We start from the raw sequence: 24,436 nt of genomic DNA, 5'->3' as shown, positions 1-24,436 counted from the left end.
CACTTCGTACCGGAGGATTGGCATGAGGATCCGGCGTGGCATGTTCGCGGCGCTGTTGCTGGCGCTCGCCGCGGTCGCGGTGATCAGCGGCCCAGGGGTGTCGCTGCTCAGCGGCGGCGTCGCCTGACCAGCTCGTCCCGGGTGATGAAGGAGTCCACTCCCACCGGCTTGGTGCAGGCGTAGGCCCCGGCGATCACCCCGTCGTCGAGACATTCGCCGTCGCTCTTCCCCGCCGTCCAGGCGGCCAGGAAGGCGGCGGCGAACGCGTCCCCGGCCCCGTTGGTGTCCACGATCGGCGCGAGCGGGTCGACCGCGTCCCGGTGCGTCACCCCATCCGGGGTGATCAGGTCGGCGCCGCCGGCGCCGTGGGTGACCACCACCCGGTCGGCCGGGACCCGGCCGGCCAGCTGCACCCCGCTGACGAAGACCAGGTCGGCCTGGCGGGCGAACTCCAGGTGGTACGGATTCGTCCCGTCCCAGTCGTGCAGGTCGGTCGAGACGGTCACCCCGGCCGCCCGCAGCGACGGGAGCAGGTGCCGGGCCCAGTCCATGATCGTCACGTGCACGTGCCGGATCCCGGCCGGCAGCGGCACGTAGTACGACTCCGGCAGCCGGTATCCGGGGACGTCGCGCCCGTCGTACAGGGAGAGCCGCCGCCCGTCCGGGCTCATCAGGTTGACCGCGCGCCGGGTCCCGGCCGGCGCCGGCGCCGCGACCAGCGGGATCTCCCACTTCTGGAACGCCTCGGCGATCCGCCGCCCCGGCTCGTCGTCACCGAGCGTGTCGATCACCCGCACCGGCTCGCCGAGCGCGCGCAGCCCGAGCGCCACGCAGGTGCCGGTGTGCGAGACGTGGTCCGTGATGGGTCCTCGCGGCCGCGCGGAGTCGGCGCCGAGCACCGGCAGGCCGGCCACCGGAACCACGGTGTCGATCCCGGTCCCGCCGATAACCAGAAACGTCATGCGGTCACGGTAACGACTAGGATTGACGCCAGTTGCCGGGGCACTCTTCCCGTGTCACCGCCACCGCATTACTGTGCGGTAACAACGACGTTACGTCCCCCTGTTCAGGTTAAGGCGGCGCCTGATGGCTCTTGAGGTTCCCTACCGGTCGATCCCGGACATGCTCTTCCAGCGCGTGGCGAAGACCCCGGACGCGCAGGCGTTCGCCGGTCCGAACGCGGATGACACCGGCATGGACTGGCTGACCTGGCGGCAGGTGGGCGAGCGCACCAAGGCCATCGCGGCCGGTCTGCGCGAGCTCGGCGTCGGGCTGGAGGACCGGGTCGCGATCCTCTCCGGCACTCGCCTGGAGTGGATCCTGGCCGATCTCGGCATCAACGTGGCCGGCGCGGCCGCCACCACGGTCTACCCGACCACCGAGCCCGAGGACACCACGTTCATCGTGGCCGACTCCGGGTCCAAGGTGCTGATCGCGGAGAACCCGAAGCAGGCGATGAAGATCTCCGGCGCGGAGACCTCGATCACCAAGGTGGTGCTGATCGACGGCCCGGCCGACGCCGGCGCCACCCCGCCGCAGATCACCCTGGCCGAGCTCGAGGAGCTGGGCGCCGCGGCGCTGCGGCGCGAGCCGAGCCTGATCGACGACGTGATCGCCCAGCTCACGCCGGACCACATCGCCACGCTGATCTACACCTCCGGCACCACCGGCCGGCCCAAGGGCGTCGAGCTGCTGCACCGCGGCTGGACCTGGGAGGGCGTCGCGCAGAACGACTTGGGCCTGTTCTCCCCCGACGACCTGCACTACCTGTGGCTGCCGATGTCGCACGCGTTCGGCAAGACGCTGCTCTGCGGCATCCTGCACGTCGGCGTACCCACCTACGTCGACGGCCGGGTGGACAAACTGGTCGACAAGCTGGCGCTGATCCGCCCGACGCTGATGTGCGCCGCCCCCCGCATCTTCGAGAAGGTCTACAACAAGACCGTCACGAGCGGCCTGGCCGGCGGTGGCGCCAAGGCGAAAATCTTCACCTGGGCGGTCCGGACCGGCAAGCGCAAGGTCGCCCTGGAGCAGGCCGGCAAGCCGGTCGGCGCGGTCCTCGCGGCGCAGTACGCGGTGGCCGAACGGCTGGTCTTCAAGAAGCTCCAGGACCGGCTCGGCGGCCGGCTGCGGGTGCTGGTCAGCGGCTCGGCCGCGCTCAGCCGGGACATCTCCGAGTTCTTCGCCGCGGCCAACCTGCCGATCCTGGAGGGCTACGGCATGACCGAGGCCTCCGCGGCGAACTTCGTGAACCGCAACGGCCGCCTCAAGATCGGCACGGTCGGCGAGGCGATCGGCGACCTGGAGGTCCGCATCGACGCCGACGGCGAGGTGCTGATGCGCGGCGCCCCGGTGATGCGGGGCTACCACAACCTGCCGGAGGCCACCAAGGAGGCGTTCACCGACGACGGCTTCCTGCGCACCGGCGACATCGGCGAGCTCGACGCGGACGGCTTCCTGAAAATCACCGACCGCAAGAAGGACCTGGTCAAGACGTCCGGCGGCAAGTTCATCGCGCCGAGCGCGATCGAGGGCGCGTTCAAGGCGGTGTGCCCCTACACCTCCCAGGCGATCGTCATCGGCCAGTCCCGCAACTTCGTCACCATGCTGATCGCCCTCGACGAGGAGGCGATCGTCACCTGGGCCGCCGGCGGCCCGCTGGCCGGCAAGAGCTACGCCGAGATCGTCGCCGCGCCGGAGACGCACGCCCTGGTCGAGGGATACCTGGCCGAGCTCAACAGCAAGCTCAACCGCTGGGAGACGGTCAAGAAGTTCAGCATCCTGCCGCGCGACCTGAGCATCGAGGCGGGCGAGGTGACGCCGTCCATGAAGATCAAGCGGCGCAGCGTCGAGACGAACTTCGCCGAGCAGATCGACGAGATGTACAAGGGCAGCCTCGCGCAGATCTGAGTAGTTTTGCCGGAAGGCCGCTTTCCATCGGGAAGGCGGCCTTCTTCGCGTTTTCGCAGATCAACTTCAAGATATCCACTCGGGCCGCGCTGATCACCGATCGTCGCTCCCGCCAGGGACCCTTCCGGGCTGAGCTGGCCGCTGACGCGTCCAGAACGCTCAGCCCGAAAGGGCGACGTCCGTGGGTGGTCGCGGAAAACCATCGTGGTGATCCGGCCGTCGCGCACCGCCGCCCCGGCATACGGTGAGGCCATGCCGATCCGCACGATCACCGTCCCGGTCAAGGATCTGGACGCCGCCAAGGCCCTGTACACCCGGCTGCTCGGCACCGAACCGTACGCCGACGCGCCCTACTACGTCGGCTTCCGCCCGGAGGGCGGCCCCGAGCTGGGCCTCGACCCGCACGGCGACGTGGCCGCCGGCCCGATCGTGTACTGGCACACCGGCGACATCCACGCGGAGATGGCCTCGCTGATCGCGACCGGCGCGACCGAGGAGATCCCGGTGCACGACGTCGGCGGCCCGCTGATCGCCACCCTCCGGGACACCGACGGCAACCTGTTCGGCCTCTACCAGGCTCCCTAGGCCTGTCCTGCCGATCAAGCGGGGCTGCGGCGTGGCCCAGGTGGCGCCTGGCGTCGGCCGCCACCACCTGGACCTCGCCTCGCACTCGCTTGATCGGCAGGACAGGCCTAGGCGATCACGGCCGGGGTGCGCCAGGCCGGGCGCGCCGCCCGGTCCAGGTCGTGGCGGACCGACGCGATCCGCCGCACCGCCTCGGTCAGGTCGTCGGCCGCCAGCGTGAACGGCAGCCGCAGGAAACGCTCCAACGTCCCGTCCAGCCCGAACCGCGGCCCCGGCGCCAACCGGACACCCACCTCCTCGGCGGCCCGGGACAGGGCGCTGGAGATCGGCCCGTCCAGCTCCACCCAGAGCGTCACCCCGCCGCCCGGCACGAAGAACCGCCACTCCGGCAGTTGCTCCCGCAGCGCCGTGACCAGCGCGTCCCGCCGGAACCGCAGCTGCGCCCGGCGCGCCTCGACAATCGTCGGCGCCTGGCTCAGCAGGTGCACCGCGACCAGCTGCTCCAGCACCGGGCTGGCCATGTCCACCCCGACCCGGATCGCCGCGAGCCGCTGCACCATCGGGGCGGACGCGCGCACCCAGCCGATCCGAAGCCCGCCCCAGTACGGCTTGCTCATCCCGCCGATCGACATCACCCGCGAGTGCCGGTCGAACATCGCCACCGGCGGCGGCATCTCCGGGTCGTCCAGCGGCAGATCCACGAAGGACTCGTCGACGACCAGATCGGTGCCACCGGCATGTGCCGCGGCGACCATCCGTTCGCGCAGCTCGACCGGCATCAGGTGGCCGGTCGGGTTGTGGAACTCGGGGATCATGTAGGCCAGCCGGGGCCGTGTCTGCCGCAGCGCGCCGAGCAGCATCTCACCGTCCCAGCCCGTCGCGGTGTCCAGCCCGTGCGTGCTGATCCGGGCCCGCCGGGCGGAGAGCGCCGCCAGCGCGTTCGGATAGGTCGGCGTCTCCACCAGAACCGGCGCGCCGGCCGGCACGGAGAGCCGGAGCACCAGGTCGAGCGCCTGCTGGGTGCCGCTGGTGATCAGGATCTGCTCGGCCGACGTGGGCACGCCGCGGGCCGTGTAGTTGTCCGCGACCGCCGCGCGCAGCTCCGGCAGGCCGGTCGGGTGATATCCGGCACTCCCCAGGTACCGCGGCAGGTCGTCGGCGGCGGCCCGGGCGGCCGGCACCAGCTCGACCGGCGCGGCCGAGGCGGCCACCCCCATGTCGATCATGTCGAGGTCGTCGTCCGCGGTCCACAGGCCGGAGGTGGCCACCCGGTGCCCGTTCGGCAACGTGGTCCAGCTGCCGGCGCCGCGCCGGCTGGTCAGGTGACCGGTCTCGCGCAGCGCCCGGTAGGCCGCGGACACCGTGGTCCGGCTCACCGCGAGCGCCTCGGCCAGCTCTCGCTCGGCCGGCAGCCGCACCCCCAGCGCGAGCCGCCCGTCGGAGAGCAACCCCCGCACCGCCGCGGCCAGCGCCGCGTAGTCCGGGCTCCGGTGCCGCCCCGGCAGCGAATGCCACCGACCCAGCAACCGGGCCAATTGGTCCCCTCGCACCGACGTCGTCATAGCCACCTCCCGAAGATTGGCACTTTAACACCGACGAATTGGCATCGAGAGTGGCAGCATGATCCTGGTTCGCCGCGTCACCCAGCTCCTCGTCGGACTCGTCCTCTACGGCGTCAGCATGGCCCTCATGATCGAGTCCGGACTGGGCCTCAACCCGTGGGACGTGTTCCACCAGGGTCTCTCCGAGGTGACCGGGATCAGCTTCGGCTGGGTCGTGCTGCTGGTCGGCGTGCCGGTGCTGCTGCTCTGGATCCCGCTGCGCCAGCGGCCGGGCATCGGCACGGTAGCCAACCTGCTGATCGTCGGGTTCTCCGCGGACGCCGCGCTGGCGGTGCTGCCGGCCGGCGCCACGATCCCGGCCCGGGTCGGCTACCTGGTCGCCGGCATCCTGCTGAACGGCGTCGCCACCGGCCTCTACATCGGCAGCCGGATGGGCCCGGGTCCGCGCGACGGGCTGATGACCGGCCTGGCCAGGCGCTTCCCCAAACTGTCGCTGCGGATGATCCGGACCGGCATCGAGCTGTCCGTGCTGGGCGCCGGCTTCCTGCTGGGCGGGACGGTCGGGGTGGGCACGATCGCGTACGCGCTGGCCATCGGCCCGCTGGTGCACCTGTTCCTGCCCCGGCTCACGGTCCCCGAGCCCGGGCGGGACGCGACCACGGATGCGGTGCCCGCCCACTGAGACGGGGCGACCCCGATGCGTACCCTATGCCGTTTACAACGGTATAGATCCGCTTTTATCTCTCGCCACCGGCCGCTGATCATCCGGACACAATCGCTTCCCGACATGCCGACGGCACGGCATCATTGCGGCATGGGGGTCGGCGGCTGGAATTGGAACGACGCGTGGATCTTCGTCTCCGCGGTCATCGCCGAGCGCCTGGAGCGCGACCGGGCGCTGCACGCGGCGCTGCCGGTCACCGGCGCGACGCTCGCCGACCTGCTCGCCGCCGCTGACTTCCTGCACCACAGCGTCCCGGCCCGCGCCGACCTGGAGGAGTCCGTCCGCCGCCTGGCCGGCGCCGGCCTGATCACCGTCGCCGACGACGTCATCGAGGTCGCCCCGGCCGGCGAGCAGCTCTGGCGCACCCGCCCGTTCAGCGGCCTCTCCTCCGCCGTCATGACCTTGCAGGCCCAGCTCAACCGGGCCGCCGAGCCCGGTTACACGGATTGGTCGCTGGACGAGCCCACCTACAACGCCGCCGTCCGCGAGTACAGCCTCCGCCTGGCCGACGGCCGCTGAAACCCTTCTTTCAGTACACCCGAAGCGGGACACAGCCCCGTCACACCCAAAGCGGGGGCACAGCCCCGTCCCGCGCCGGCCCCTACGCGATCGCCGCCCCACCCCGGACCGCAGCGCGCCGCAAGCTCCCGGGCTGGCCTCCAGCGCCCTATCCAGACCCCGGATAGGGCGCTGGAGGCCAGCCCGGACCGCGACACGCCCAGCGACCGGAACCGGCAGCGGACACCGCGTGACATTCGCGGGCCGCGACGCGCGCAGCAGCCGGCAGACGATGCGGACACCGCGCGACACCCGAAGGCCGGGACACGCGCAGCAGCCGGAAGCGGCAGCGGGCACCGCGTGACACCCGCAGGCCGGGACACGCGCAGCAGCCTGGAGGCAATGCGGACACCGCGCAGGGGCTGGCGCGGGACGGGGCTGGTGCGGTTGGTGGGTGCTCAGGGCGTACCGGAAATCAGCGGACCGGGTTGCCGGCGGACCGCAAGGAATCCTTGACCTGGCCGATGGTGAGGTCGCCGAAGTGGAAGACGCTGGCGGCCAGGACGGCGTCGGCGCCCGCGGCGACGGCCGGCGGGAAGTGCTCGACCGCGCCCGCGCCGCCGCTGGCGATCACCGGGATGTCGACGACGGCGCGGACCGCGCGGATCAGGTCGAGGTCGAAGCCGGCCTTGGTCCCGTCGGCATCCATCGAGTTGAGCAGGATCTCGCCGGCGCCCAGCTCGGCCACCCGGGCCGCCCACTCGACGGCGTCGAGACCGGCGCTGCGACGCCCGCCGTGCGTGGTGACCTCCCAGCCCGAGGGCTGACCGGCGGCGCGACGCACGTCGAGGGAGAGGACCAGCACCTGGTTACCGAACCGCTCGGCGATCTCGCTGATCAGCTCCGGACGGTTGATGGCGGCGGTGTTCACCCCGGCCTTGTCGGCGCCGGCCCGGAGCAGCACGTCCACATCGGCCACCGAGCGGACACCGCCGCCGACGGTGAGCGGGATGAAGACCGACTCGGCGGTGCGGCGGACCACGTCCAGCATGGTGCCACGGTCGTCGGAGGAGGCGGTCACGTCGAGGAAGGTCAGCTCGTCGGCTCCGGCCGCGTCGTAGGCCGCGGCCAGCTCGACCGGGTCGCCGGCATCCCGCAGGTCGACGAAGTTGACCCCTTTCACCACCCGTCCGGCGTCCACGTCCAGGCAGGGGATCACACGCACCGCGACCGTCATGCCTCCACCCTAACCAGCGGCTCGTGCACCGCCGGACGGGACCGGACCAGTCCCAGAAGCACGCCGCCGACCACCAGCACGCCGCCCGCGACGTCGATCGCGTGCACCGGCTCGCCGAGGATCAGCGCCGCCGAGGCGATCCCGAAGAACGGGACGAGCATGGAGAACGGCGCGACCGTGGCGGCACCGTGCTTGCGGATCAGGTAGCCCCAGGCGCCGAAGCCGGCCAGCGTCGCGAGCAGCGCGATGTAGAGCAGCGCCAGGACCGCCTCGGTGTCGATGGCGCGCATCGCGGCGAGATCCGCGGACGGGCCGTCGACCAGCAGGGAGAGGACGATCAGCGGTCCGGTGGCGAGCGCGCTGACCCAGACCATGAAGCGCAGCGTGTCCGGCGGCGACGCCTTGCGGGTGGCCACGTTCGACAGGCCCCAGGCCGCGGCCGCCGCGATGACCAGCAGGAAGGCCGGCAGGCCGGCGCCGGTCCGGGTGGCCACCAGGGCGACGCCGGTGGCGGCCACGGCCAGCCCGGCGATCTGCACGCGGCGCGGCCGTTCGCGCAGCAGCAGGGTGGCGAAGAGCATCGTGAAGATCGCCTGGCTCTGCAACACCAGGGAGCTGAGCCCGGCCGGCATCCCGGCCGCCATCCCGGCGAAGAGCAGGGAGAACTTCACCACGCCGAGGATCAGGGCGACCGCGGCGACCCATCGCCAGGGAACCTGCGGGCGGCCCACCACGAGGATCGCCGGGAATGCGGCCAGCCCGAACCGCAGAGCGGAGAAGAGCAACGGCGGGAAGTGGTCCAGCCCGGTCTCGATCACGACGAAGTTGACGCCCCAGACCGCCGCGACGGCGACGGCCAGGGCGATGTCACGCGGCCTCATGGTGCTCAGCCTGGTGCCCGGCAACCCTTAACCACCAGCGAGATTTGCTACACCATCGATGTAGCGGCCCTTAATCGTGGAGGGATGTGCGATGGCCCCGACAACCGGGAGACTTCCCGTCTGGCTTCCCCTCGTCAACCGGCTCACCCGGGGGCTGACCCGGCTCGGGGTACGGGTCGGGCCGGTCTGTGTGCTGACCGTGCCGGGCCGGCGCAGCGGGGTGCCGCGGCCGGCCCCGGTCACCCCGATCACCGTGGACGGCCGGCGGTACGTGATCGCCGGCCTGCCACGCGGCGACTGGGCCCGTAACGTGCGCGCCGCCGGGCGAGGTGAGCTGGCCGCCGGGCGACGGCGCAGCCAGGTGATCCTCACCGAGGTGACCGATCCCGGGCTGCGCCGGCGGGTGGTCCGGGCGTTCCCGGCCGAGGTGCCGGCCGGGGTGTTCTTCTACATCCGGATCGGGCTGGTGACCAGCGCCGACCCGGACGAGTTCGAGGCCGCCGCCGATCGGGTGGCGGTCTTCGAGATCACACCCGTGTGAGAGTCCCCGTGCCTGAGGGTTACGCCTGCTTGAGGACGTCGAGCGCTTCCCGGACCGTGAAGGCGCCGGCGTAGAGCGCCTTGCCCGCGATCACACCCTCCACCCCGACCGGCTCCAGGGTCGCCAGGGCCCGCAGGTCGTCGAGGGTGGAGACCCCGCCGCTGGCGATCACCGGCTTGTCGGTGGCGGCGCAGACCTCGCGGAGCAGTTCGAGGTTCGGGCCGCGCATGGTGCCGTCCTTGGTGATGTCGGTGACGACATACCGGGTCGCGCCGGCCTTGTCCAGGCGCGCCAGCACCTCGTAGAGGTCACCGCCGTCCCGGGTCCAGCCGCGGGCGGCCAGGGTCCGGCCGCGGACGTCGAGGCCGATGGCGACGCGGTCGCCGTACTCCGCGCAGATCCGGTCGCACCACTCCGGGTCCTCCAGCGCGGCGGTGCCGATGTTGACCCGCTGGGCGCCGGTCGCGAGGGCCCGGGTCAGCGACTCGTCGTCGCGGATGCCGCCGGAGAGCTCCACCTTGACGTCCAGGCGGCGGACCACGTCGGCGAGCAGCTCGGCGTTCGAGCCCCGGCCGAACGCCGCGTCCAGGTCGACCAGGTGGATCCACTCGGCGCCGTCGTTCTGCCAGGCCAGGGCGGCTTCCAGCGGGTCGCCGTAGGCGGTCTCCGAACCGGCGGCGCCCTGGACCAGGCGGACCGCCTGGCCGTCGGCGACGTCGACGGCGGGCAGCAGGTGAAGCGTCACGATCTATCTCCTATGAACGGCGGCCGAGCACCACGACCACGAGGGCCGGGGCGGCCAGGACGAGCAGGACGGTGAGCAGGATGCGCAGCGCCGTCTCCGGGATGAACAACCAGACCGCGGCGATGGCGATCAGCGGGACGACCACGATGCCGACCCGCTGCCGGCGGCTGCGGTGATAGAGCCGGCCGTCGCTGCCCAGTCTCGGCAGCGAGAGCTTCCTGAGGAGTGCACGGCGACGCTGCCGCCGGGCCACCTTCCGGGCCCGGTCGGCCTTCTCCCGTTCGAGGACGACGAGCCGTTCGGCCCGGCGGCGTGCGCGTTCCTTGCTCATCGGAGGGTGGCGACCCAGTTGGTCAGCAGCGCGTACCCGGCATCGGCCGATTTCTCCGGGTGGAACTGGGCGACGCTGAGAGCGCCGCGTTCCACCACGGCCGCGAACGGCTCGTCGTGGGCCGCGGTGGTGACCGTCGCCGGGGCGAGGGCCGCCAGGTCCTGAGCGGCGTAGGAGTGCACGAAGTAGAACCGGGCGTCCTCGGGCAGGCCCGCCAGCAGCGTCGACCCGGCCGGCACGGTGACCGTGTTCCACCCCATGTGCGGGATCCGCTCGGCGCGCAGCCGGGTGACCGAGCCGGGCAGCAGCCCCAGCCCCTTGGTCTCCAGCCCGTGCTCCACCCCGGACTCGAACATGATCTGCATGCCCACGCAGATGCCGAGCACCGGACGGCCGGCGGCGACCCGCTCGGCGATCACCGGCCCGGCGCCCAGCTCGTCGATCCCGGCCATGCACGCGGCGTAGGCGCCGACACCCGGCACGACCAGCCCGTCGGCCGCCGCGGCCAGCGCGAGGTCACTGGTCACGGTGACGTCCGCACCGGTACGCGCCACCGCGCGCTCCGCCGACCGCAGGTTCCCCGAGCCGTAGTCGAGAATGACCACGTTCGCCGTCATGTCAGAGCACGCCCTTGGTCGACGGCAGCGAGCCCGCGTTGCGCGGGTCGATCTCGACGGCCTCGCGCAGCGCCCGGGAGAACGCCTTGAACTGGGCCTCCACCACGTGGTGCGCGTCCGGGTGCCCGCCCGGCCGGCAGGCCCGCAGCACGTCCACGTGCAGCGTCACCTTGGCCGCGTGGCCGAACGCCTCGAAGATGTGCCGGGTCATGCTGGTCGCGTAGACCGGCCCGATGTACGGCGTGAGCAGCGGCTCGTCGTGCACCACATAGGGCCGCCCGGACAGGTCGACGGCCGCCCGGACCAGCACCTCGTCCATCGGGATGGTGGCCGAGCCGTACCGCCGGATGCCCCGCTTGTCGCCGAGCGCCTGCGCGAACGCCTCGCCCAGCGCGATCGCGGTGTCCTCGATGGTGTGGTGCGAGTCGATCTCCAGGTCGCCCTCGGTGCGCACGGTGAGGTCGAAGCCGCCGTGCTTGGCGAGCTGGTTGAGCATGTGGTCGTAGAAGCCGACGCCGGTGCTCAGGTCGCCCTTGCCGGTGCCGTCGAGGTCGATCTCGACGAGCACCTTGGTCTCGTTGGTGACGCGGTCAATCCGCCCGGTACGACTCACGAAAGGATCTCCTCAGCGGCATCAAGGAATGCGGAAGTCTCGGACTCGGTGCCGGCGGTGACCCGCAGCCAGCCGGCCAGGCCGACGTCGCGGATCAGCACGCCCCGGTCGAGGAACTGCTGCCAGGCGGCTTTCTGGTCGCCGCCGGTCGCGAACAGCACGAAGTTGGCGTCGGAGTCGGCGACCCGGACGCCGCGGGAGCGCAGCGTCGCCACGATCCGGTCCCGCTGCTCCTTGATCGCCTCGACGGTGGCCAGCAGCGACGCGCGGTGCACCACGGCCGCCCGCGCGGCGGCCTGGCTGATCGCGGAGAGGTGGTAGGGCAGGCGGACCAGCTGGACCGCGTCCACCACGGCCGGGTCGGCGGCGAGATAGCCCAACCGGCCGCCGGCGAAGCCGAACGCCTTGCTCATGGTCCGGCTGACCACCAGGCGCGGGTGGCCGGGCAGCAGGGTCAGCGCGCTCGCCGTGCCGGCCCGGGCGAACTCGGTGTACGCCTCGTCGACGATCACCATGCCCCGGGCCGCGGCCAGCACCGCGTCGACGACCGCCGGGTCCAGCGCGGTGCCGGTCGGGTTGTTCGGCGAGCAGAGGAAGACCAGGTCGGGGTCGTGTCTCTCGATCTCGGCGACCGCCTTGGCGGGGTCCAGGCCGAAGTCCGGGTCGCGCAGCGCGCCGATCCACTGCGTCCCGGTCCCCTGCGCCAGCAACGGATGCATCGAGTAGGACGGGCCGAAGCCCAGGGCCGAGCGCCCCGGGCCGCCGAATGCCTGGAGCAGCTGCTGCTGCACCTCGTTGGACCCGTTGGCGGCCCACACGTTCGCGGCGGTGAGGCCGTGACCGAGGTAGCTCGCCAGCTCGGTGCGCAGCGCGACCACGTCCCGGTCCGGATAGCGGTTGAGGTCACGCAGCTCGGCCTGCACGGCCTTGCCGATCGCCTCGACCACGTCGTCCGGCACCGGATACGAATTCTCGTTGGTGTTCAGCAGGACCGGGACGTCCAGCTGGGGCGCGCCATAGGGCGATTTCCCCCGCAGGTCGTCCCGGATCGGCAGATCGTCGATCGTCGTCACCGCGCGAACCTCGCTGTGACGGCGTCGCCGTGCGCCGGCAGGTCCTCCGCGTTGGCCAGCGCCACCACGTGACCGGCCACGTCACGCAGGGCGGCCTCGTCGTACTCGATCACGTGGATGCCGCGCAGGAACGACTGCACGGACAGACCGGACGAGTGCCGCGCGCAGCCACCGGTGGGCAGCACGTGGTTGGAGCCGGCCGCGTAGTCCCCCAGCGACACCGGCGACCAGGCGCCCACGAAGATCGCGCCGGCGTTGCGGACCCGCATGGCCCACTCCCGCGCGTCCCGGGTCTGGATCTCCAGGTGCTCGGCGGCGTAGGCGTCCACCACGGCGAGGCCCTGCTCCAGGTCGTCGACCAGGACCACCCCGGACTGCTCGCCGGTCAGCGCGGTGCGCACCCGCTCGTCGTGCTTGGTCGCGGCGACCTGGACGGCCAGCTCGGCCTCGACCGCGTCGGCCAGTGCCGTCGAGTCGGTGACCAGCACGCTCGCCGCGAGCGGGTCGTGCTCGGCCTGGCTGATCAGGTCGGCGGCGACGTGCCGCGGGTCGGCGGTCTCGTCGGCCAGGATGGCGATCTCGGTGGGGCCGGCCTCGGCGTCGATGCCGACCACGCCGCGCAACAGCCGCTTGGCCGCGGTCACCCAGATGTTGCCCGGCCCGGTGATCACGTCGACCGGCTCGCAGCGATCGTCCTCGTCGACGCCGTCCGACCCGTGGCCCAGCATGGCGATCGCCTGGGCGCCGCCGACACCGTAGACCTCGGTCACGCCGAGCAGCGCGCACGCGGCGAGCACCCGGGAGTCGGGCAGCCCGCCGTTCTCCGTCTGTGGTGGGCTGGCCACCACCAGGCCCTCGACGCCGGCCTCCTGGGCGGGCACCACATTCATGACCACGGTGGACGGGTAGACCGCGAGGCCGCCGGGCACGTAGAGCCCGACGCGGCGGACCGGCACCCAGCGCTCGGTCACCGTGCCGCCGTCGACCACCTTGGTGGTGGTGTCGGTGCGACGCTGGTCGGCGTGCACCTTGCGAGCCCGCTTGATCGCCTCGAGCAGGGCGGCGCGGACCTCCGGGTCGAGCGTCTCGGCCGCGGCCGCGATCGCCTCGGCGGGCACCCGCAGGCGCTCCAGCCTGACCCCGTCGAATCGCTCGGTCGCCTCGCGGATCGCGCTGAAGCCATGCTCATGGACCGCCTCGACAACGGGACGAATCCTCTCGACGGCAACGGAGACGTCGAGCTGGGCACGGGGCAGCAGACCGCGCGGGTCCCGGCGGGAGCCGCGCAGGTCGATCCGATTCAGCACGGGGACCAGTCTAGGCGGCCGGTCCGACAGCCTCGCGGCCAGAAGGCCGCGGCCCAGGCGTTGAGACACGCAGGTCACCTTTTTCCATCCAAGATCTTTTCGGTACGGCAGCAGCACCGGCCGGCGCCGGGTTGACCAAGGTCAGCGGACGACTAGGCTGAACCCGTGAGCGATCGGCTGCCGGTCTTCCCGCTGAGCACGGTGCTCTTCCCCGGTCTGGTGCTGCCCCTGCACATCTTCGAGGAGCGTTATCGCGCCCTCGTGCGGGAGCTGGCCGCCCAGCCGGCCGAGCCGCCGGCCGAGTTCGGCGTGGTCACCCTCCGGCACGGCAGCGAGGTCGCGCCCGAGCCCGGGGACGGCCCGGCCCCGCCGTCCGACCCGGTCGGCGCCGCCGACCTGTTCGACGTGGGCTGCACCGCCGAGCTGCGGCACGTGACCGAGCTGCCGGACGGCCGGTTCGACATCATGACCGTGGGCCGCCGCCGGTTCCGGATCCTCGACGTGGAGCAGGGCGCCGAGCCCTACCTGACCGCCCGGGTCGAGTGGCTGGCCGACGACGACGCGCCGGACCAGACCGCCGAGCTGCTGAAACCTCGCGTCCTGGCCGCCTTCCAGCAGTACCTGGAGCTTCTCCGGCCGAATGCGGAGATTCTCGATCAGGTGCCGGACGACGCGACCGTGCTGTCCCACCTGGTCGCCGCGACCGCGCAGCTCACCTTGGAAGAGCGGCACGCGCTGCTGGCCGCGCCGGACACCACCGCCCGGCTGCGCGCCGAGCTGCGGCTGCTCAACCGCGAGGCTGGTCTGCTGGCCCGGGTGCGGGCGGTGCCGGTGCCGCTGTCGGATCTGGCCCGCCCGGCCAGCCCGAACTGAGCGGGTCGGCGCCGAGCGGCCGCTGCTCCTCGACCGGCCCGTACTGCCCGGTGCCCGGGCCGTAACCGGGCTGCGCCCCCGGGACGCCGGGGCCGTAACCGGGCTGCGCCCCCGGGAGGCCGGGGCCAAAACCGGGCTGGGCCCCCGGGACGCCGGGGCCGTAACCGGGCTGCGCCCCCGGAAGATCGGGGCCGTAACCGGGCTGCGTCCCCGGATGGTTGGGGCCGTAACCGGGCTGCGCGCCCGGCTGGTCGAGGTCCGGGTCGTTGGACCAGCCGGCCAGCAGCGTGAGCACGATCGCCGCGACGAACGCGGGCACCAGCGTCGGCCCGATCGAGTGCACCTCGGGCGGCGCCAGATAGGTGGCGCCCTGGGTGGCGGTGGCCCGCCACTGCGCGTAGGCGTCCTTGCCGATCAGCTCGCCGATCGGCACCGCGATCCAGTGGGTGGCCACCCCGGCGCCGACCACCACGCCGAGCAGCAGCGCCGGCCCGCGGTCACGGCGCAGCAGCAGCCAGGCGGCGATCGCCACGAGCAGGCCGAAACCGATCCCGAGCAGGGTCAGCCAGCCGTCGGCGGCGATGTACTGCTCCGGCGACGGGTCGTTGACCACGATGCCGCTGTCGCCGGCGTCGATCACCGGCACCTCCGGCGCGAGCGCGTGCCAGAGCAGGCCGAACGGCGCACCCAGCACGGTGATCACCGCGGCCGTGCCGGCGGCGACGGCCAGCGACCGGCGCCAGGGCCGGCGGCTGCCCTGCTGCAAGCGCCACCACGGCGGGCCGGCCGCCGGCTGTTCCACCCCCGCGGGCGGAAAACCCGCGGGCGGGAAGACCATCGGTGGGTTCGGCTCCTGTGGTTGCACCCTCTGATCCTTCCAGATCCGGCCGCGCGGTCAGGCCACGGCCGCGGGGCCGAGGATCATCTTGAGGTCGGCACGCAGCGCGGGCGTCGCCGCGACCCGGGCCGCGACCAGCCGGATGACCGTGGTCCGCTTCCCGTTCTGCAAGTGGACGTGCACCTCGGTGTCGCCCGGGTGGCCGGACAGGATGTCCTTGAGCTCGTCGACCAGCGGCGGGGTGACCCGGGTGATCGGCATGGTGAGCACCACCGGCTTGCTGTCCGGGTTGTGTGAGATGTCAGGGATGGACATGTCCATCGCCATGATCCGCGGGGTGTCGTCGCGCCGGTCCACCCGGCCCTTGACCACCACGATCGCGTCCTCGGCGATGTACTGCCCGACCAGCTCGTACGTATTCGGGAAGAACAGCGTCTCGACGCCACCGGCGAGGTCCTCGACGGTGGCCGACGCCCACGCCCGGCCCTGCTTGGTGATCCGGCGCTGGACGCCGGTGAGGATGCCGGCGATCGTGACGATCTGCCCGTCCTGGACCGAGCCCTCCTCGTTGAGCGCGGCGATGCTGATGTCCGCGTTGCTCTGGAGCACCTGCTCCAGGCCCGCCAGCGGGTGGTCGGAGACGTACAGGCCGAGCATCTCGCGCTCGAAGGTCAGCTTGTCGCGCTTGTCCCACTCGCTGTCGCCGATGGTCGGCATGGCGACCGTGGCCGACGGCGCGCCCTCGGTGTCGCCGAACGCGCCGAACAGGTCGAACTGGCCGGCCGCCTCGTTCCGCTTGACCCCGGCGTACGCGTCGATCGCCTCGGCGTGCACGGCCAGCAGGCCCTTGCGGCTGTGCCCCATCGAGTCGAACGCGCCCGCCTTGATCAGCGACTCGATGGTCCGCTTGTTGCAGGCCACCGCGTCCACCTTGGACAGGAAGTCGTAGAAGTCGGTGTAGTCGCCCTTCTCCTTGCGGCAGCGGGCGATCGCCTCCACCACGTTGCCGCCGACGTTGCGGACCGCGCCCAGGCCGAACCGGATGTCCTTGCCGACCGGGGTGAACGGACCGGCCGACTGGTTCACGTCCGGCGGCAGCACCTGGATGCCCATCCGGCGGCACTCGGCCAGGTAGACCGCCATCTTGTCCTTGTCGTCGCCGACGCTGGTGAGCAGACCGGCCATGTACTCGGCCGGATAGTGCGCCTTCAGGTACGCCGTCCAGTAGGAGACCAGCCCGTACGCCGCGGAGTGCGCCTTGTTGAACGCGTACCCGGCGAACGGCACCAGCACGTCCCACACCGCCTGGATCGCCTCGTCGGAGTACCCGTGCTCGCGGCAGCCGTCGCGGAACGGGATGAACTCCTTGTCGAGGATCTCCTTCTTCTTCTTACCCATCGCGCGGCGGAGCAGGTCGGCCTGGCCGAGGCTGTACCCGGCGAGGATCTGCGCGGCGCGCTGCACCTGCTCCTGGTAGACGATCAGGCCGTACGTCGGCTCGAGGATCTCCCGCAGCGGCTCCTCCAGCTCCGGGTGGATCGGGGTGATCTCCTGGAGCTTGTTCTTGCGCAGCGCGTAGTTGGTGTGCGAGTCGACGCCCATCGGACCGGGACGGTACAGCGCCAGGACGGCGGAGATGTCCTCGAAGTTGTCCGGTTTCATCAGCCGCAGCAGCGACCGCATCGGCCCGCCGTCGAGCTGGAACACGCCCAGCGTGTCACCGCGGGCGAGCAACTCGTACGCGCCCTTGTCGTCCAGCGGCAGGGCCAGCAGGTCGAGCGGCTTGCCGTGGTTGAGCTCGATGTTCTTGTTCGCGTCGTCGATGATCGTCAGGTTCCGCAGGCCCAGGAAGTCCATCTTCAGCAGGCCGAGGGTCTCGCAGGTCGGGTAGTCGAACTGCGTGATGATCACGCCGTCGCTGGCCCGGCGCATCAGCGGGATGTGGTCGATGATCGGCTCGGCGCTCATGATGACGCCGGCGGCGTGCACGCCGGTCTGCCGGATCAGGCCCTCGATCCCGCGGGCGGTGTCGATCACCTTCTTGACGTCCGGGTCCGTCTCGTAGAGCGAGCGGATCTCACCGGCCTCGTTGTACCGCTTGTGCTCCTTGTCGAAGATGCCGGTGAGCGGGATGCCCTTGCCCATCACGTCCGGCGGCATGGCCTTGGTGATCCGGTCGCCGACCGCGAACGGGTAGCCGAGCACCCGGGCCGAGTCCTTGATCGCCGCCTTCGCCTTGATCGTGCCGAACGTGGCGATCTGGGCGACCTTGTCGTCGCCCCACTTCTCGGTCACGTAGCGAATGACCTCGGCGCGCCGGCGCTCGTCGAAGTCGATGTCGACATCCGGCATCGAGATGCGCTCGGGGTTGAGGAACCGCTCGAAGATCAGGCCGTGCGGCAGCGGGTCCAGGTCGGTGATGCCCATGGCGTACGCGATCAGGGAGCCCGCCGCGGAGCCACGGCCCGGACCGACCGCGATGCCGTTGTTCTTCGCCCACTGGATGAAGTCGGCGACCACCAGGAAGTACGCCGGGAAGCCCATGCTGATGATCACGCCGAGCTCGTACTCCGCCTGCGTGACGTGCGTTTCCGGGATGCCGTCCGGGAAGCGTTTGCGCAGCCCCTCGAACGCGACGTGCCGGAAGTACTCCTCCTCGGTGAAGCCGTCCGGGATCGGGAACCGGGGCATCAGGTTCTTGAAGGTGAACATCCCCTCGATGTCCACCTTCGACGCCACCAGCAGGGTGTTGCGGCAGCCCTCCTGCCAGGCCTCCGAGGAGTCGACGGCGCGCATCTGCTCGGCCGACTTCACGAAGTAGCCGTTGCCGTCGAAGCGGAACCGGTTCGGGTCGGCGATGTTGCTGCCGGTCTGCACGCAGAGCAGCACGTCGTGCGCCTCGGCCTGCGCCTCGTAGGTGTAGTGCGAGTCGTTGGTGACCAGCGGCGGGATGCCCAGTTTCTTGCCGATCTCCAGCAGGCCGTCGCGGACCCGCTTCTCGATCGACAGACCGTGGTCCATGATCTCCAGGAAGTAGTGCTCCCGGCCGAGCGCCTCCTGGTACATCGCGGCGGACTTCAGCGCCTCGTCGAACTGGCCCAGTCGCAGCCGGGTCTGCACGGCGCCGGACGGGCAGCCGGTGGTGCCCATGATGCCCTCGGCGTGCTCCGCGATGATGTCGAAGTCCATCCGCGGGTACTTGCCGAGCTGGCCCTCGATCGAGGCCCGGGAGTTGAGCCGGAATAGGTTTTTCAGGCCGACCGCGTTGCGGGCCCACATGGTCATGTGCGTATACGCACCGTTACCGGAGACGTCGTCGCTCTTCTGCTCCGGCCGGCCCCACTTGACCCGGCTCTTGTTCAGCCGCGAGTCCGGGGCGACATAGGCCTCGACGCCGATCAGCGGGGTGATGCCGGCGGCCTTGGACTGCGTGTACATCTCGTAGGCGCCGTGCATGTTGCCGTGATCGGTGATCGCGGCGGCCGGCATGCCGAGCCGTTTGGCCTCACCGATGAGTTCCTTGACCCGGGCCGCTCCGTCGAGCATCGAATACTCGGTGTGAACGTGCAGATGCACGAACGAGTCGGACACCCGGGACCCCCTCTTCGTTTGGCAGCGCCCCGGAAGCCTACTACTCGGCGAAGGGCTCCAACATCGTCGACGCGGCCCGCAACCATGCCTGCCGGGTCTCCGGTTGCAGGTCCCCGTACTCGATCGAGGAACCCACCTCGAGCGCCGGGTCGTAGGGCACCACCGCGACCGCGCGGGTCCGGGTGGCGAAGTGCTTCTTGAAGTCCTCCAGGAGCGGCAGCGCGCCCGGCGACGGACACGAGATCAACGTCACGGCATTGGCCACCATGTCGCCCATCCCGCTCTCCTCGAGCACGTCGAGCATCCAGTCCGCGGTGAAGGCGGCGTCCTCCCGGGGCACTGTGGTGATCACCAGCTGGTCGGCCATCCGCATGACCGTCTGCCAGTTCACGCTCTCCACGTTGTTGCCGGTGTCCACGCAGATCACGTCGTGGGTGCGGCGCAGCAGGTCGGTCACCCGGCGCACGGTGGCCTGGTCCAGGCGCTGGGCGAAGCGCGGGTTCTCCTCGCCGGCCAGCACGTCGTAGGACCCGTCGGAGGCGTGCCGCAGGTAGGCGTCGAGCTCCTGGAGCAGCGCGTCGCCGTGCAGCGCCTCGATCCGCATCAGGTCGGCCAGCAGGTGCTTGATCGTCCGGGCGTGCCGGGCGCTGCCGGCCCGCAGGCCGAGCGTGCCGCGCAGCTCGTTGTCGTCCCAGGCGAGCACGCCGCGGCCGCGGACGCTGCCGATGGTGGCCGCGGCCAGCACGGTCGCGGTGGTCTTGTGCACGCCGCCCTTGGGGTTGGCGAACGCCAGCACGCGGGGCTTGCCGAGCTTGCGCCGCATCACCGCGACGGCCCGCTCGGTCCCGTCGTCGGGGCGGGTCTGCCGCCACTCGATCCGTGCGCCCGCCGGCGACGAGGGAGCCACCGGAGCGGGCGCGGGTGGTGGGGACACGGGCTGGGGCGCCACCGGGGCGGGCGCGTAGGCCTGGGCATAGGCCTGGGGCGCATACCCGTTCGGCTGCGGGGCGGCGGGCGGGGCGGGCTGCGGGGCCGGCGGCGGATAGCCGGGCGCCGGCGGGTACGCCGCCCGGGTGGGCGGCGGGGGCTGCGTGGGCGGCGGGGGCTGCGGCGAGCGCGGCGCCGGCTCGAAGAAGCTGTGCTGCTGCTGATCCGGGCGGGCCTGCCAGCGCGGGTCCAGCGGGTTGATCGGGCGCTGCGGCATCGGCCGCGGCGCCTCGGCAGCGCGCGGATCCGGCTCCGGGGCCCGCCGCTGACCGTCGTAACCCTGCCTGCTGTCCAGCGGATTCACCGGGCGGGCCGACCCGCGGGTCGGCGGCGCCTGCTGGCCCCACTGCTGCGGAACCGGGGCGGGCTCCGCCTTCGGCTCCTCCGCCGGCTCCTCGGCGCGGTGACCATGCCGGGCACGGTCGAGCAGCGCCCGCCAGCGCGGGGCTGGTTCCGCAGGCCGGCCCCAGCCGGTCTCGGTCCCGTCCACGGCTTGTCCCTTCTGCGCCTACCCGACGTCGTTCTCCGGCGAGGGGTTCTCGCCATGACAGGCTACGGACGAGAACCCTATTCGGGCCACCGACCGTGCGCCCATCCCCCTGTCGTTCTTGATCACATGACGGCACGCTGGTCGTGCACGTGCCTTCACCCGAACGTTCTGTTAGACGGAAAAACTAACGCCACGGTTCGGCGCCGGATGCTCCGAAAGACGCGCCCGATGCGTCACGAGCACTACTCACTTCCGTCTCCGAGGGTACGACAAGCAGCTCCGGTGCCGACCCGACGACGGCCGGCGACGGCGAGACGCCGTGGCTGGGTGAGTCAGAAGTCACAGCGATGCCGATCGACGACGGTAACCGTCCCGGCGAGGCGGAGGCAACGTCCGGCGCCGGGGTTGGCACGGGCTGTGACGACGGCTCGGCGGACACCGTGCCGCGCTCCTCCGGCAGCGGCGGCCGGAACTCGGTGCGGTCCAGGCTGCGCACCTCAGGGGCCGGATCGACGGCCCGGACCCCGGCGCGGGACGCGATGTCGCCGAGGGCCGCGGGAGTGCCGCGGACCACGGCCGCGAACACACAGGCACACCCTTCCCGGTACGCGGCAGCCTCCCGCGCCGCCGTCCGGGCCGCGTTCCCGTACGTCTGCCGCAGCCGCCGCTCACGCTGCCCGTCCCCGGTCAGCGACCGTTCCAGCCGCAGGTAGTCGGCCTGCTCCCGATCACGGATCAGGGCCGCGTCGAGCATCCCGGCGGTCACGTCGCCGGGCATCGTGTAGACCGGGATCAGTGACACCTGGGTCCGCGTGTCCGGCAGCGGCACCCGCGCGTAGGCCTGGGCCACCGCCGCGCCGCCCAGCAGCGCCGGCAGCCGTCCCGGCCCGATGTAGCCGTCCAGGCTGACCAGCGCCCAGGTCTCCCCGGCGACCGGCCCGGACGGATCGGTCAGCATGGCCAGCTCGCGCCGCGAGGACGCCAGGTAACCGCTGACCGACTGGCCCTCGACCACCCCGACCCGGACGACGTCACCCGGGTCCTCGCCGGGTGGGCCGCCCGGCCGGCCGGCCCAGGCGACGGCGAGGACCAGCGTGACGGTAGCGGTCAGCGCCACTCCGGTCATGATCTGCAACCGGAGCGAGCTGCCCCCGAACCTGACGAGGACCGCTCGCAGCCGATGCGCGGGGCCCACGGTAAGCACTCCAGAGTGAAGGTCAGCCGGCGTCCTGCAGGACGTCCAGCGCGAATTTCAGGTCGTCAGGGTAGTCGCTGACGAACCGGACCTCATCATGCGTACGCGGATGCAGGAAGGCCAGCTCCCGGGCGTGCAGCCACTGCCGGTTCAGCTTCAGCCGGGCCGCCAGGGTGGGATCCGCGCCGTACGTGAGGTCGCCGACGCACGGGTGCCGCAGCGCCGAGAAGTGCACCCGGATCTGATGGGTACGCCCGGTCTCCAGCCGTACGTCGACCAGGCTGGCGGCGCGGAACGCCTCCAGCGTGTCGTAGTGGGTGACGCTCGGCTTGCCGCCGGACATCACCGCGAACCTGTAGTCGGCCGTCGGGTGCCGGTCGATCGGCGCGTCCACGGTGCCCCGCAGCGGGTCCAGGTGGCCCTGCACCACGGCGTGGTACCGCTTCTCCACCTCGCGCTCCTTGAACGCCCGCTTCAGCACGCTGTACGCCATCTCGGACTTGGCCACCACCATCAGCCCGGTGGTGCCCACGTCGAGGCGGTGCACGATGCCCTGGCGCTCGGCGGCGCCGCTGGTCGCCACGTTCTGCCCCATCGCGGCCAGGCCGCTGACCACGGTCGGCCCGGTCCAGCCCGGGCTCGGGTGGGCGGCCACGCCGACCGGCTTGTCCACCACCACGATGTCGTCGTCGCTGTAGATCACGGTGAGGCCGTGCACCGGCTCGGCCACCAGGACCGGCGCGGTCACCGGCCGCGGCAGGGTCACCTCGAGCCAGGCGCCCGCGGCGACCTTGTCCGATTTCGGCCGGGGGATGCCGTCGACCAGCGCGTGGCCGTCCTCGACCAGGGTGGCCGCGGCGGTCCGGGACAGCCCGAACAGCCGGGAGACCGCCTGGTCCAGCCGCATCCCGTCGAGCCCGTCCGGCACGGGCAGAGACCGCGTGTCGCTCATGCGGTCTCCTCCGTCCCGGTCGCGCTCTCGGCCTTCTCCTCGGACTTGCCCTTCAGCCGGCTGCCGTCCCGCTGCCGGCCGGTCAACTCCAGGACCACCGCGAGGCACACGCCGACCGTCAGGCAGCTGTCCGCGATGTTGAAGACCGCGAACCTCTCCCCGCCCGGGGCGAACGCGCTGATCATGTCGACCACGTGCCCCTGGAACGGGCCGGGAGCCCGGAACAGCCGATCGGTCAGGTTGCCCAGCGCACCGCCGAGCACCAGGCCGAGCGCGATCGCCCACGGCACCGAGCGCAGCCGGGTGGCCATCCAGCCGATCCAGCCGATCACCACCAGCGTGATCACCGGGAAGATCCAGGTGTACGCGCTGCCGAAGCTGAACGCCGCCCCGCCGTTGCGCAGCAGCGAGAGATAGATCAGGCCACCGAGGATCTTGACCGGCTGGTTCGGGTCGAGATTCTCGGTGGAGAGGTGCTTCACCCACTGGTCGAGCGCCAGCGCCAGCAGAGCGGTGGCACCCAGCACCGCGACGGCGCGCGGGGCGAAACGGGGGGCCTTGTCGGCGTTCAGCGTCTTTCCTCCAACTGCTTGCAAGAGACACAGAGAGTCGCGGACGGGAAGGCGGCCAGCCGCTCCACCGGGATCTGGTTACCGCACTTCTCGCACCAACCGTAGTTGCCCTGCCCGAGGCGATCGATGGCACGCTCCACCTGTGTGATCCGCTCGAGCAGGTTGTTGGCCAGCGTGATCTCCTGCTCCCGCTCGAACGTCTTGGTGCCGGTGTCGGCCTGGTCGTCCCCGGCCGAGTCGGCGAGCCGCTCACGGGAGAGCTCGGTGATCGCACTGAGCGCCTGATCGTACTCGGCCTGCAGCTCGTTGAGCCGCGCCACCAGAGCTTCCCGGATCTCCGCGGTCTCCGCGGTGGTGCGGGACCGCTCGGAGGCGGCCCCACCGCTCGAAGCGGGCCGGATGTCGGTTGCCTTGGCCATCATCGCTCCCTCGGCCGCGCCAGGCGCGGCGATCAGCGGTCCTGAGGAACCGTCCGGCCCCGCGGGCCACCCGGTCCCTCCTGTCTTCCCCCGTGCGGTCGCGGTCGCGAGCGCCGCCCGTGCACGCCCGGGCCGGCCTGTGCGCCCGCCGCACGCTCCGGGCCGCGCCGGCCGTCTCTCCACCTCGGCCGCCGCAGATCTTGCCCCACCTGCACAAATGGCGCGGCTGGAAAAACGCCGCGCACTCCGGAGGGTGGCAAGGATACGGAACGTGAGATGCCCCGACAACCTGTCGACCCGCCCGCACCCGACAAACCGGCACGAACGCGTCGCCGGGCCGTCGGATACACGACGATACACCCCGAGTCACGTCCGCATCACCGGTTGTCACTCCATGCCAGACTCCCGCGCTACCGGAATCGCCGGCCGCCCCGGAGTGCGGATCAGGCGGAGAGAAGCTCGGTCAGCCGGGCCGCCACCCCGGCGGCCGGGGCGTCGACGGTGAAGACCTTGTCCCGGCTGGTGGCGCCGATCCGGAGCGTCACGGCGGCGGCGCGCACGCCGAGCGCGTCGGCCAGGGCCCGCCGGACCGCCTCGGTGGCCTTGCCGTCCACCGCCGGGGCGCCGACCGCGACGATCAGCGCCGGACCGTGCGGCCCGGCATAGCGCCCACCGACCCTGGTGCGTCCCGCCCCGGGCCGGACCCGCACCGGCACCGAGAACCCGGACGGCTCGTCCCGCTTACCCATGCGCGCCATTCTGCCGTCGACCCGCCACGACCGGCGAACCCGGAATGCCCCGGTCTAGCTTGCCGTCGGCGGTTGCCCGGAGGCGGTACCGGCTCCCGCTACGCCCCCACGCCACAGCTTGCACTTGGAGCCCGTATCCCGCCCGG

General features: G+C 71.8%; 24 protein-coding genes. 6 read left to right on the top strand and 18 right to left on the bottom strand.

Translation table 11 applies throughout. The features are described 5' to 3' along the window. Positions 1-107 precede the first annotated feature (107 nt). Positions 108-962, bottom strand: coding sequence for a carbohydrate kinase family protein (locus Aiant_RS30365; protein ID WP_189335760.1), 855 nt, complete (start codon positions 960-962; stop codon positions 108-110). A 124-nt stretch (positions 963-1,086) separates the two neighbouring features. Here Aiant_RS30365 and Aiant_RS30360 point away from each other — a divergent pair, with 124 nt between their 5' ends. Both Aiant_RS30360 and Aiant_RS30355 read left to right on the top strand, forming a co-directional pair. Continuing rightward, positions 1,087-2,910 (top strand): AMP-dependent synthetase/ligase, encoded by a 1,824-nt coding sequence (locus tag Aiant_RS30360; protein WP_189335759.1) that lies wholly within the window; start codon positions 1,087-1,089, stop codon positions 2,908-2,910. Positions 2,911-3,162: 252 nt separating this feature from the next. Next, entirely contained in the window at positions 3,163-3,495 is a 333-nt protein-coding gene (locus Aiant_RS30355; protein WP_189335758.1) for a VOC family protein, read from the top strand. A 107-nt stretch (positions 3,496-3,602) separates the two neighbouring features. Here the strand turns inward: Aiant_RS30355 and yczR are convergent, their stop codons facing one another. Continuing rightward, positions 3,603-5,057 (bottom strand): MocR-like transcription factor YczR, encoded by a 1,455-nt coding sequence (gene yczR, locus Aiant_RS30350; protein WP_189335757.1) that lies wholly within the window; start codon positions 5,055-5,057, stop codon positions 3,603-3,605. A gap of 58 nt (positions 5,058-5,115) precedes the next feature. Here yczR and yczE point away from each other — a divergent pair, with 58 nt between their 5' ends. Together yczE and Aiant_RS30340 are read left to right on the top strand one after the other, a co-directional pair. Further along, a complete protein-coding gene (gene yczE, locus Aiant_RS30345; protein WP_189335756.1) occupies positions 5,116-5,739 on the top strand; it encodes a membrane protein YczE in 624 nt (207 codons plus the stop codon). A gap of 132 nt (positions 5,740-5,871) precedes the next feature. Then, a complete protein-coding gene (locus Aiant_RS30340) occupies positions 5,872-6,300 on the top strand; it encodes a hypothetical protein (protein ID WP_189335755.1) in 429 nt (142 codons plus the stop codon). A 454-nt stretch (positions 6,301-6,754) separates the two neighbouring features. On the opposite strand, the gene hisF is transcribed toward Aiant_RS30340, so the two are convergent. Together hisF and Aiant_RS30330 are read right to left on the bottom strand one after the other, a co-directional pair. Beyond that, positions 6,755-7,516, bottom strand: coding sequence for an imidazole glycerol phosphate synthase subunit HisF (hisF, locus tag Aiant_RS30335; RefSeq protein WP_189335754.1), 762 nt, complete (start codon positions 7,514-7,516; stop codon positions 6,755-6,757). Further along, positions 7,513-8,397, bottom strand: coding sequence for an EamA family transporter (locus tag Aiant_RS30330; RefSeq protein WP_189335753.1), 885 nt, complete (start codon positions 8,395-8,397; stop codon positions 7,513-7,515). Before Aiant_RS30330 ends, hisF begins: the two co-directional genes overlap by 4 nt. 91 nt (positions 8,398-8,488) lie before the next feature. Here Aiant_RS30330 and Aiant_RS30325 point away from each other — a divergent pair, with 91 nt between their 5' ends. After that, positions 8,489-8,938: a nitroreductase/quinone reductase family protein gene (locus Aiant_RS30325; RefSeq protein ID WP_189335752.1), complete on the top strand. Its 450-nt coding sequence runs from the start codon at positions 8,489-8,491 to the stop codon at positions 8,936-8,938. A gap of 19 nt (positions 8,939-8,957) precedes the next feature. Here the strand turns inward: Aiant_RS30325 and priA are convergent, their stop codons facing one another. The 6 genes from priA to hisD are packed head-to-tail and all read right to left on the bottom strand — an operon-like array spanning position 8,958 to position 13,624. Next, positions 8,958-9,683 (bottom strand): bifunctional 1-(5-phosphoribosyl)-5-((5-phosphoribosylamino)methylideneamino)imidazole-4-carboxamide isomerase/phosphoribosylanthranilate isomerase PriA, encoded by a 726-nt coding sequence (gene priA, locus Aiant_RS30320; protein ID WP_189335751.1) that lies wholly within the window; start codon positions 9,681-9,683, stop codon positions 8,958-8,960. Between the two features lie 10 nt (positions 9,684-9,693). Then, positions 9,694-10,014 carry a hypothetical protein gene (locus tag Aiant_RS30315; protein ID WP_189335750.1) on the bottom strand — a complete coding sequence of 107 codons (321 nt, stop codon included), beginning with the start codon at positions 10,012-10,014 and terminating at the stop codon, positions 9,694-9,696. Continuing rightward, positions 10,011-10,631: an imidazole glycerol phosphate synthase subunit HisH gene (gene hisH, locus Aiant_RS30310; RefSeq protein WP_189335749.1), complete on the bottom strand. Its 621-nt coding sequence runs from the start codon at positions 10,629-10,631 to the stop codon at positions 10,011-10,013. Before hisH ends, Aiant_RS30315 begins: the two co-directional genes overlap by 4 nt. 1 nt (position 10,632) lies before the next feature. Next, complete coding sequence (gene hisB, locus Aiant_RS30305; protein WP_111648744.1) at positions 10,633-11,244, bottom strand: imidazoleglycerol-phosphate dehydratase HisB; 612 nt, start codon at positions 11,242-11,244, stop codon at positions 10,633-10,635. After that, entirely contained in the window at positions 11,241-12,317 is a 1,077-nt protein-coding gene (locus tag Aiant_RS30300) for a histidinol-phosphate transaminase (protein ID WP_189335748.1), read from the bottom strand. Before Aiant_RS30300 ends, hisB begins: the two co-directional genes overlap by 4 nt. Beyond that, positions 12,314-13,624: a histidinol dehydrogenase gene (hisD, locus tag Aiant_RS30295; RefSeq protein WP_189335747.1), complete on the bottom strand. Its 1,311-nt coding sequence runs from the start codon at positions 13,622-13,624 to the stop codon at positions 12,314-12,316. The genes Aiant_RS30300 and hisD overlap by 4 nt, the downstream gene beginning before the upstream one ends. Positions 13,625-13,789: 165 nt before the next feature. On the opposite strand from hisD, the gene Aiant_RS30290 reads away from it, so the two are divergent. Continuing rightward, positions 13,790-14,497 carry an LON peptidase substrate-binding domain-containing protein gene (locus Aiant_RS30290; protein WP_189335746.1) on the top strand — a complete coding sequence of 236 codons (708 nt, stop codon included), beginning with the start codon at positions 13,790-13,792 and terminating at the stop codon, positions 14,495-14,497. On the opposite strand, the gene Aiant_RS45995 is transcribed toward Aiant_RS30290, so the two are convergent. From Aiant_RS45995 to Aiant_RS30250, 8 genes are all read right to left on the bottom strand, one after another. After that, on the bottom strand, positions 14,412-15,362 hold the full coding sequence (locus tag Aiant_RS45995; protein ID WP_229831283.1) for a hypothetical protein: 951 nt from the start codon (positions 15,360-15,362) through the stop codon (positions 14,412-14,414). The two genes, Aiant_RS30290 and Aiant_RS45995, sit on opposite strands and share 86 nt — an antisense overlap. A gap of 30 nt (positions 15,363-15,392) precedes the next feature. Beyond that, on the bottom strand, positions 15,393-18,926 hold the full coding sequence (gene dnaE / locus Aiant_RS30280; protein WP_189335745.1) for a DNA polymerase III subunit alpha: 3,534 nt from the start codon (positions 18,924-18,926) through the stop codon (positions 15,393-15,395). Between the two features lie 40 nt (positions 18,927-18,966). Further along, positions 18,967-20,403: a MinD/ParA family ATP-binding protein gene (locus tag Aiant_RS30275; RefSeq protein WP_189335744.1), complete on the bottom strand. Its 1,437-nt coding sequence runs from the start codon at positions 20,401-20,403 to the stop codon at positions 18,967-18,969. A gap of 184 nt (positions 20,404-20,587) precedes the next feature. Continuing rightward, a complete protein-coding gene (locus tag Aiant_RS30270) occupies positions 20,588-21,529 on the bottom strand; it encodes a hypothetical protein (protein ID WP_229831281.1) in 942 nt (313 codons plus the stop codon). Between the two features lie 91 nt (positions 21,530-21,620). Next, positions 21,621-22,550 (bottom strand): RluA family pseudouridine synthase, encoded by a 930-nt coding sequence (locus Aiant_RS30265; protein WP_189335742.1) that lies wholly within the window; start codon positions 22,548-22,550, stop codon positions 21,621-21,623. Then, on the bottom strand, positions 22,547-23,146 hold the full coding sequence (gene lspA / locus Aiant_RS30260; RefSeq protein WP_189335741.1) for a signal peptidase II: 600 nt from the start codon (positions 23,144-23,146) through the stop codon (positions 22,547-22,549). Before lspA ends, Aiant_RS30265 begins: the two co-directional genes overlap by 4 nt. Further along, a complete protein-coding gene (locus Aiant_RS30255) occupies positions 23,119-23,541 on the bottom strand; it encodes a TraR/DksA family transcriptional regulator (protein ID WP_189335740.1) in 423 nt (140 codons plus the stop codon). Before Aiant_RS30255 ends, lspA begins: the two co-directional genes overlap by 28 nt. Before the next feature lie 443 nt (positions 23,542-23,984). Next, positions 23,985-24,290 carry a DUF167 domain-containing protein gene (locus Aiant_RS30250; protein ID WP_229831278.1) on the bottom strand — a complete coding sequence of 102 codons (306 nt, stop codon included), beginning with the start codon at positions 24,288-24,290 and terminating at the stop codon, positions 23,985-23,987. Between the last annotated feature and the right edge of the window lie 146 nt (positions 24,291-24,436).

The sequence above is a fragment of the Actinoplanes ianthinogenes genome (assembly GCF_018324205.1).
In the GTDB taxonomy this organism is placed as follows: domain Bacteria; phylum Actinomycetota; class Actinomycetes; order Mycobacteriales; family Micromonosporaceae; genus Actinoplanes; species Actinoplanes ianthinogenes.
The sequence above is the reverse complement of the archived record's forward strand: the minus strand, read 5'-3'. Positions and strand labels throughout refer to the sequence as shown.

Coding starts and splice junctions, on each gene's coding strand:
- Aiant_RS30365 (WP_189335760.1), bottom strand. CDS start 962: ATGACGTTTCTGGTTATCGGCGGGACCGGGATCGACACCGTGGTTCCG.
- Aiant_RS30360 (WP_189335759.1), top strand. CDS start 1,087: ATGGCTCTTGAGGTTCCCTACCGGTCGATCCCGGACATGCTCTTCCAG.
- Aiant_RS30355 (WP_189335758.1), top strand. CDS start 3,163: ATGCCGATCCGCACGATCACCGTCCCGGTCAAGGATCTGGACGCCGCC.
- yczR (WP_189335757.1), bottom strand. CDS start 5,057: ATGACGACGTCGGTGCGAGGGGACCAATTGGCCCGGTTGCTGGGTCGG.
- yczE (WP_189335756.1), top strand. CDS start 5,116: ATGATCCTGGTTCGCCGCGTCACCCAGCTCCTCGTCGGACTCGTCCTC.
- Aiant_RS30340 (WP_189335755.1), top strand. CDS start 5,872: ATGGGGGTCGGCGGCTGGAATTGGAACGACGCGTGGATCTTCGTCTCC.
- hisF (WP_189335754.1), bottom strand. CDS start 7,516: ATGACGGTCGCGGTGCGTGTGATCCCCTGCCTGGACGTGGACGCCGGA.
- Aiant_RS30330 (WP_189335753.1), bottom strand. CDS start 8,397: ATGAGGCCGCGTGACATCGCCCTGGCCGTCGCCGTCGCGGCGGTCTGG.
- Aiant_RS30325 (WP_189335752.1), top strand. CDS start 8,489: ATGGCCCCGACAACCGGGAGACTTCCCGTCTGGCTTCCCCTCGTCAAC.
- Aiant_RS30315 (WP_189335750.1), bottom strand. CDS start 10,014: ATGAGCAAGGAACGCGCACGCCGCCGGGCCGAACGGCTCGTCGTCCTC.
- hisH (WP_189335749.1), bottom strand. CDS start 10,631: ATGACGGCGAACGTGGTCATTCTCGACTACGGCTCGGGGAACCTGCGG.
- Aiant_RS30270 (WP_229831281.1), bottom strand. CDS start 21,529: ATGACCGGAGTGGCGCTGACCGCTACCGTCACGCTGGTCCTCGCCGTC.
- Aiant_RS30265 (WP_189335742.1), bottom strand. CDS start 22,550: ATGAGCGACACGCGGTCTCTGCCCGTGCCGGACGGGCTCGACGGGATG.
- Aiant_RS30255 (WP_189335740.1), bottom strand. CDS start 23,541: ATGGCCAAGGCAACCGACATCCGGCCCGCTTCGAGCGGTGGGGCCGCC.
- Aiant_RS30250 (WP_229831278.1), bottom strand. CDS start 24,290: ATGGGTAAGCGGGACGAGCCGTCCGGGTTCTCGGTGCCGGTGCGGGTC.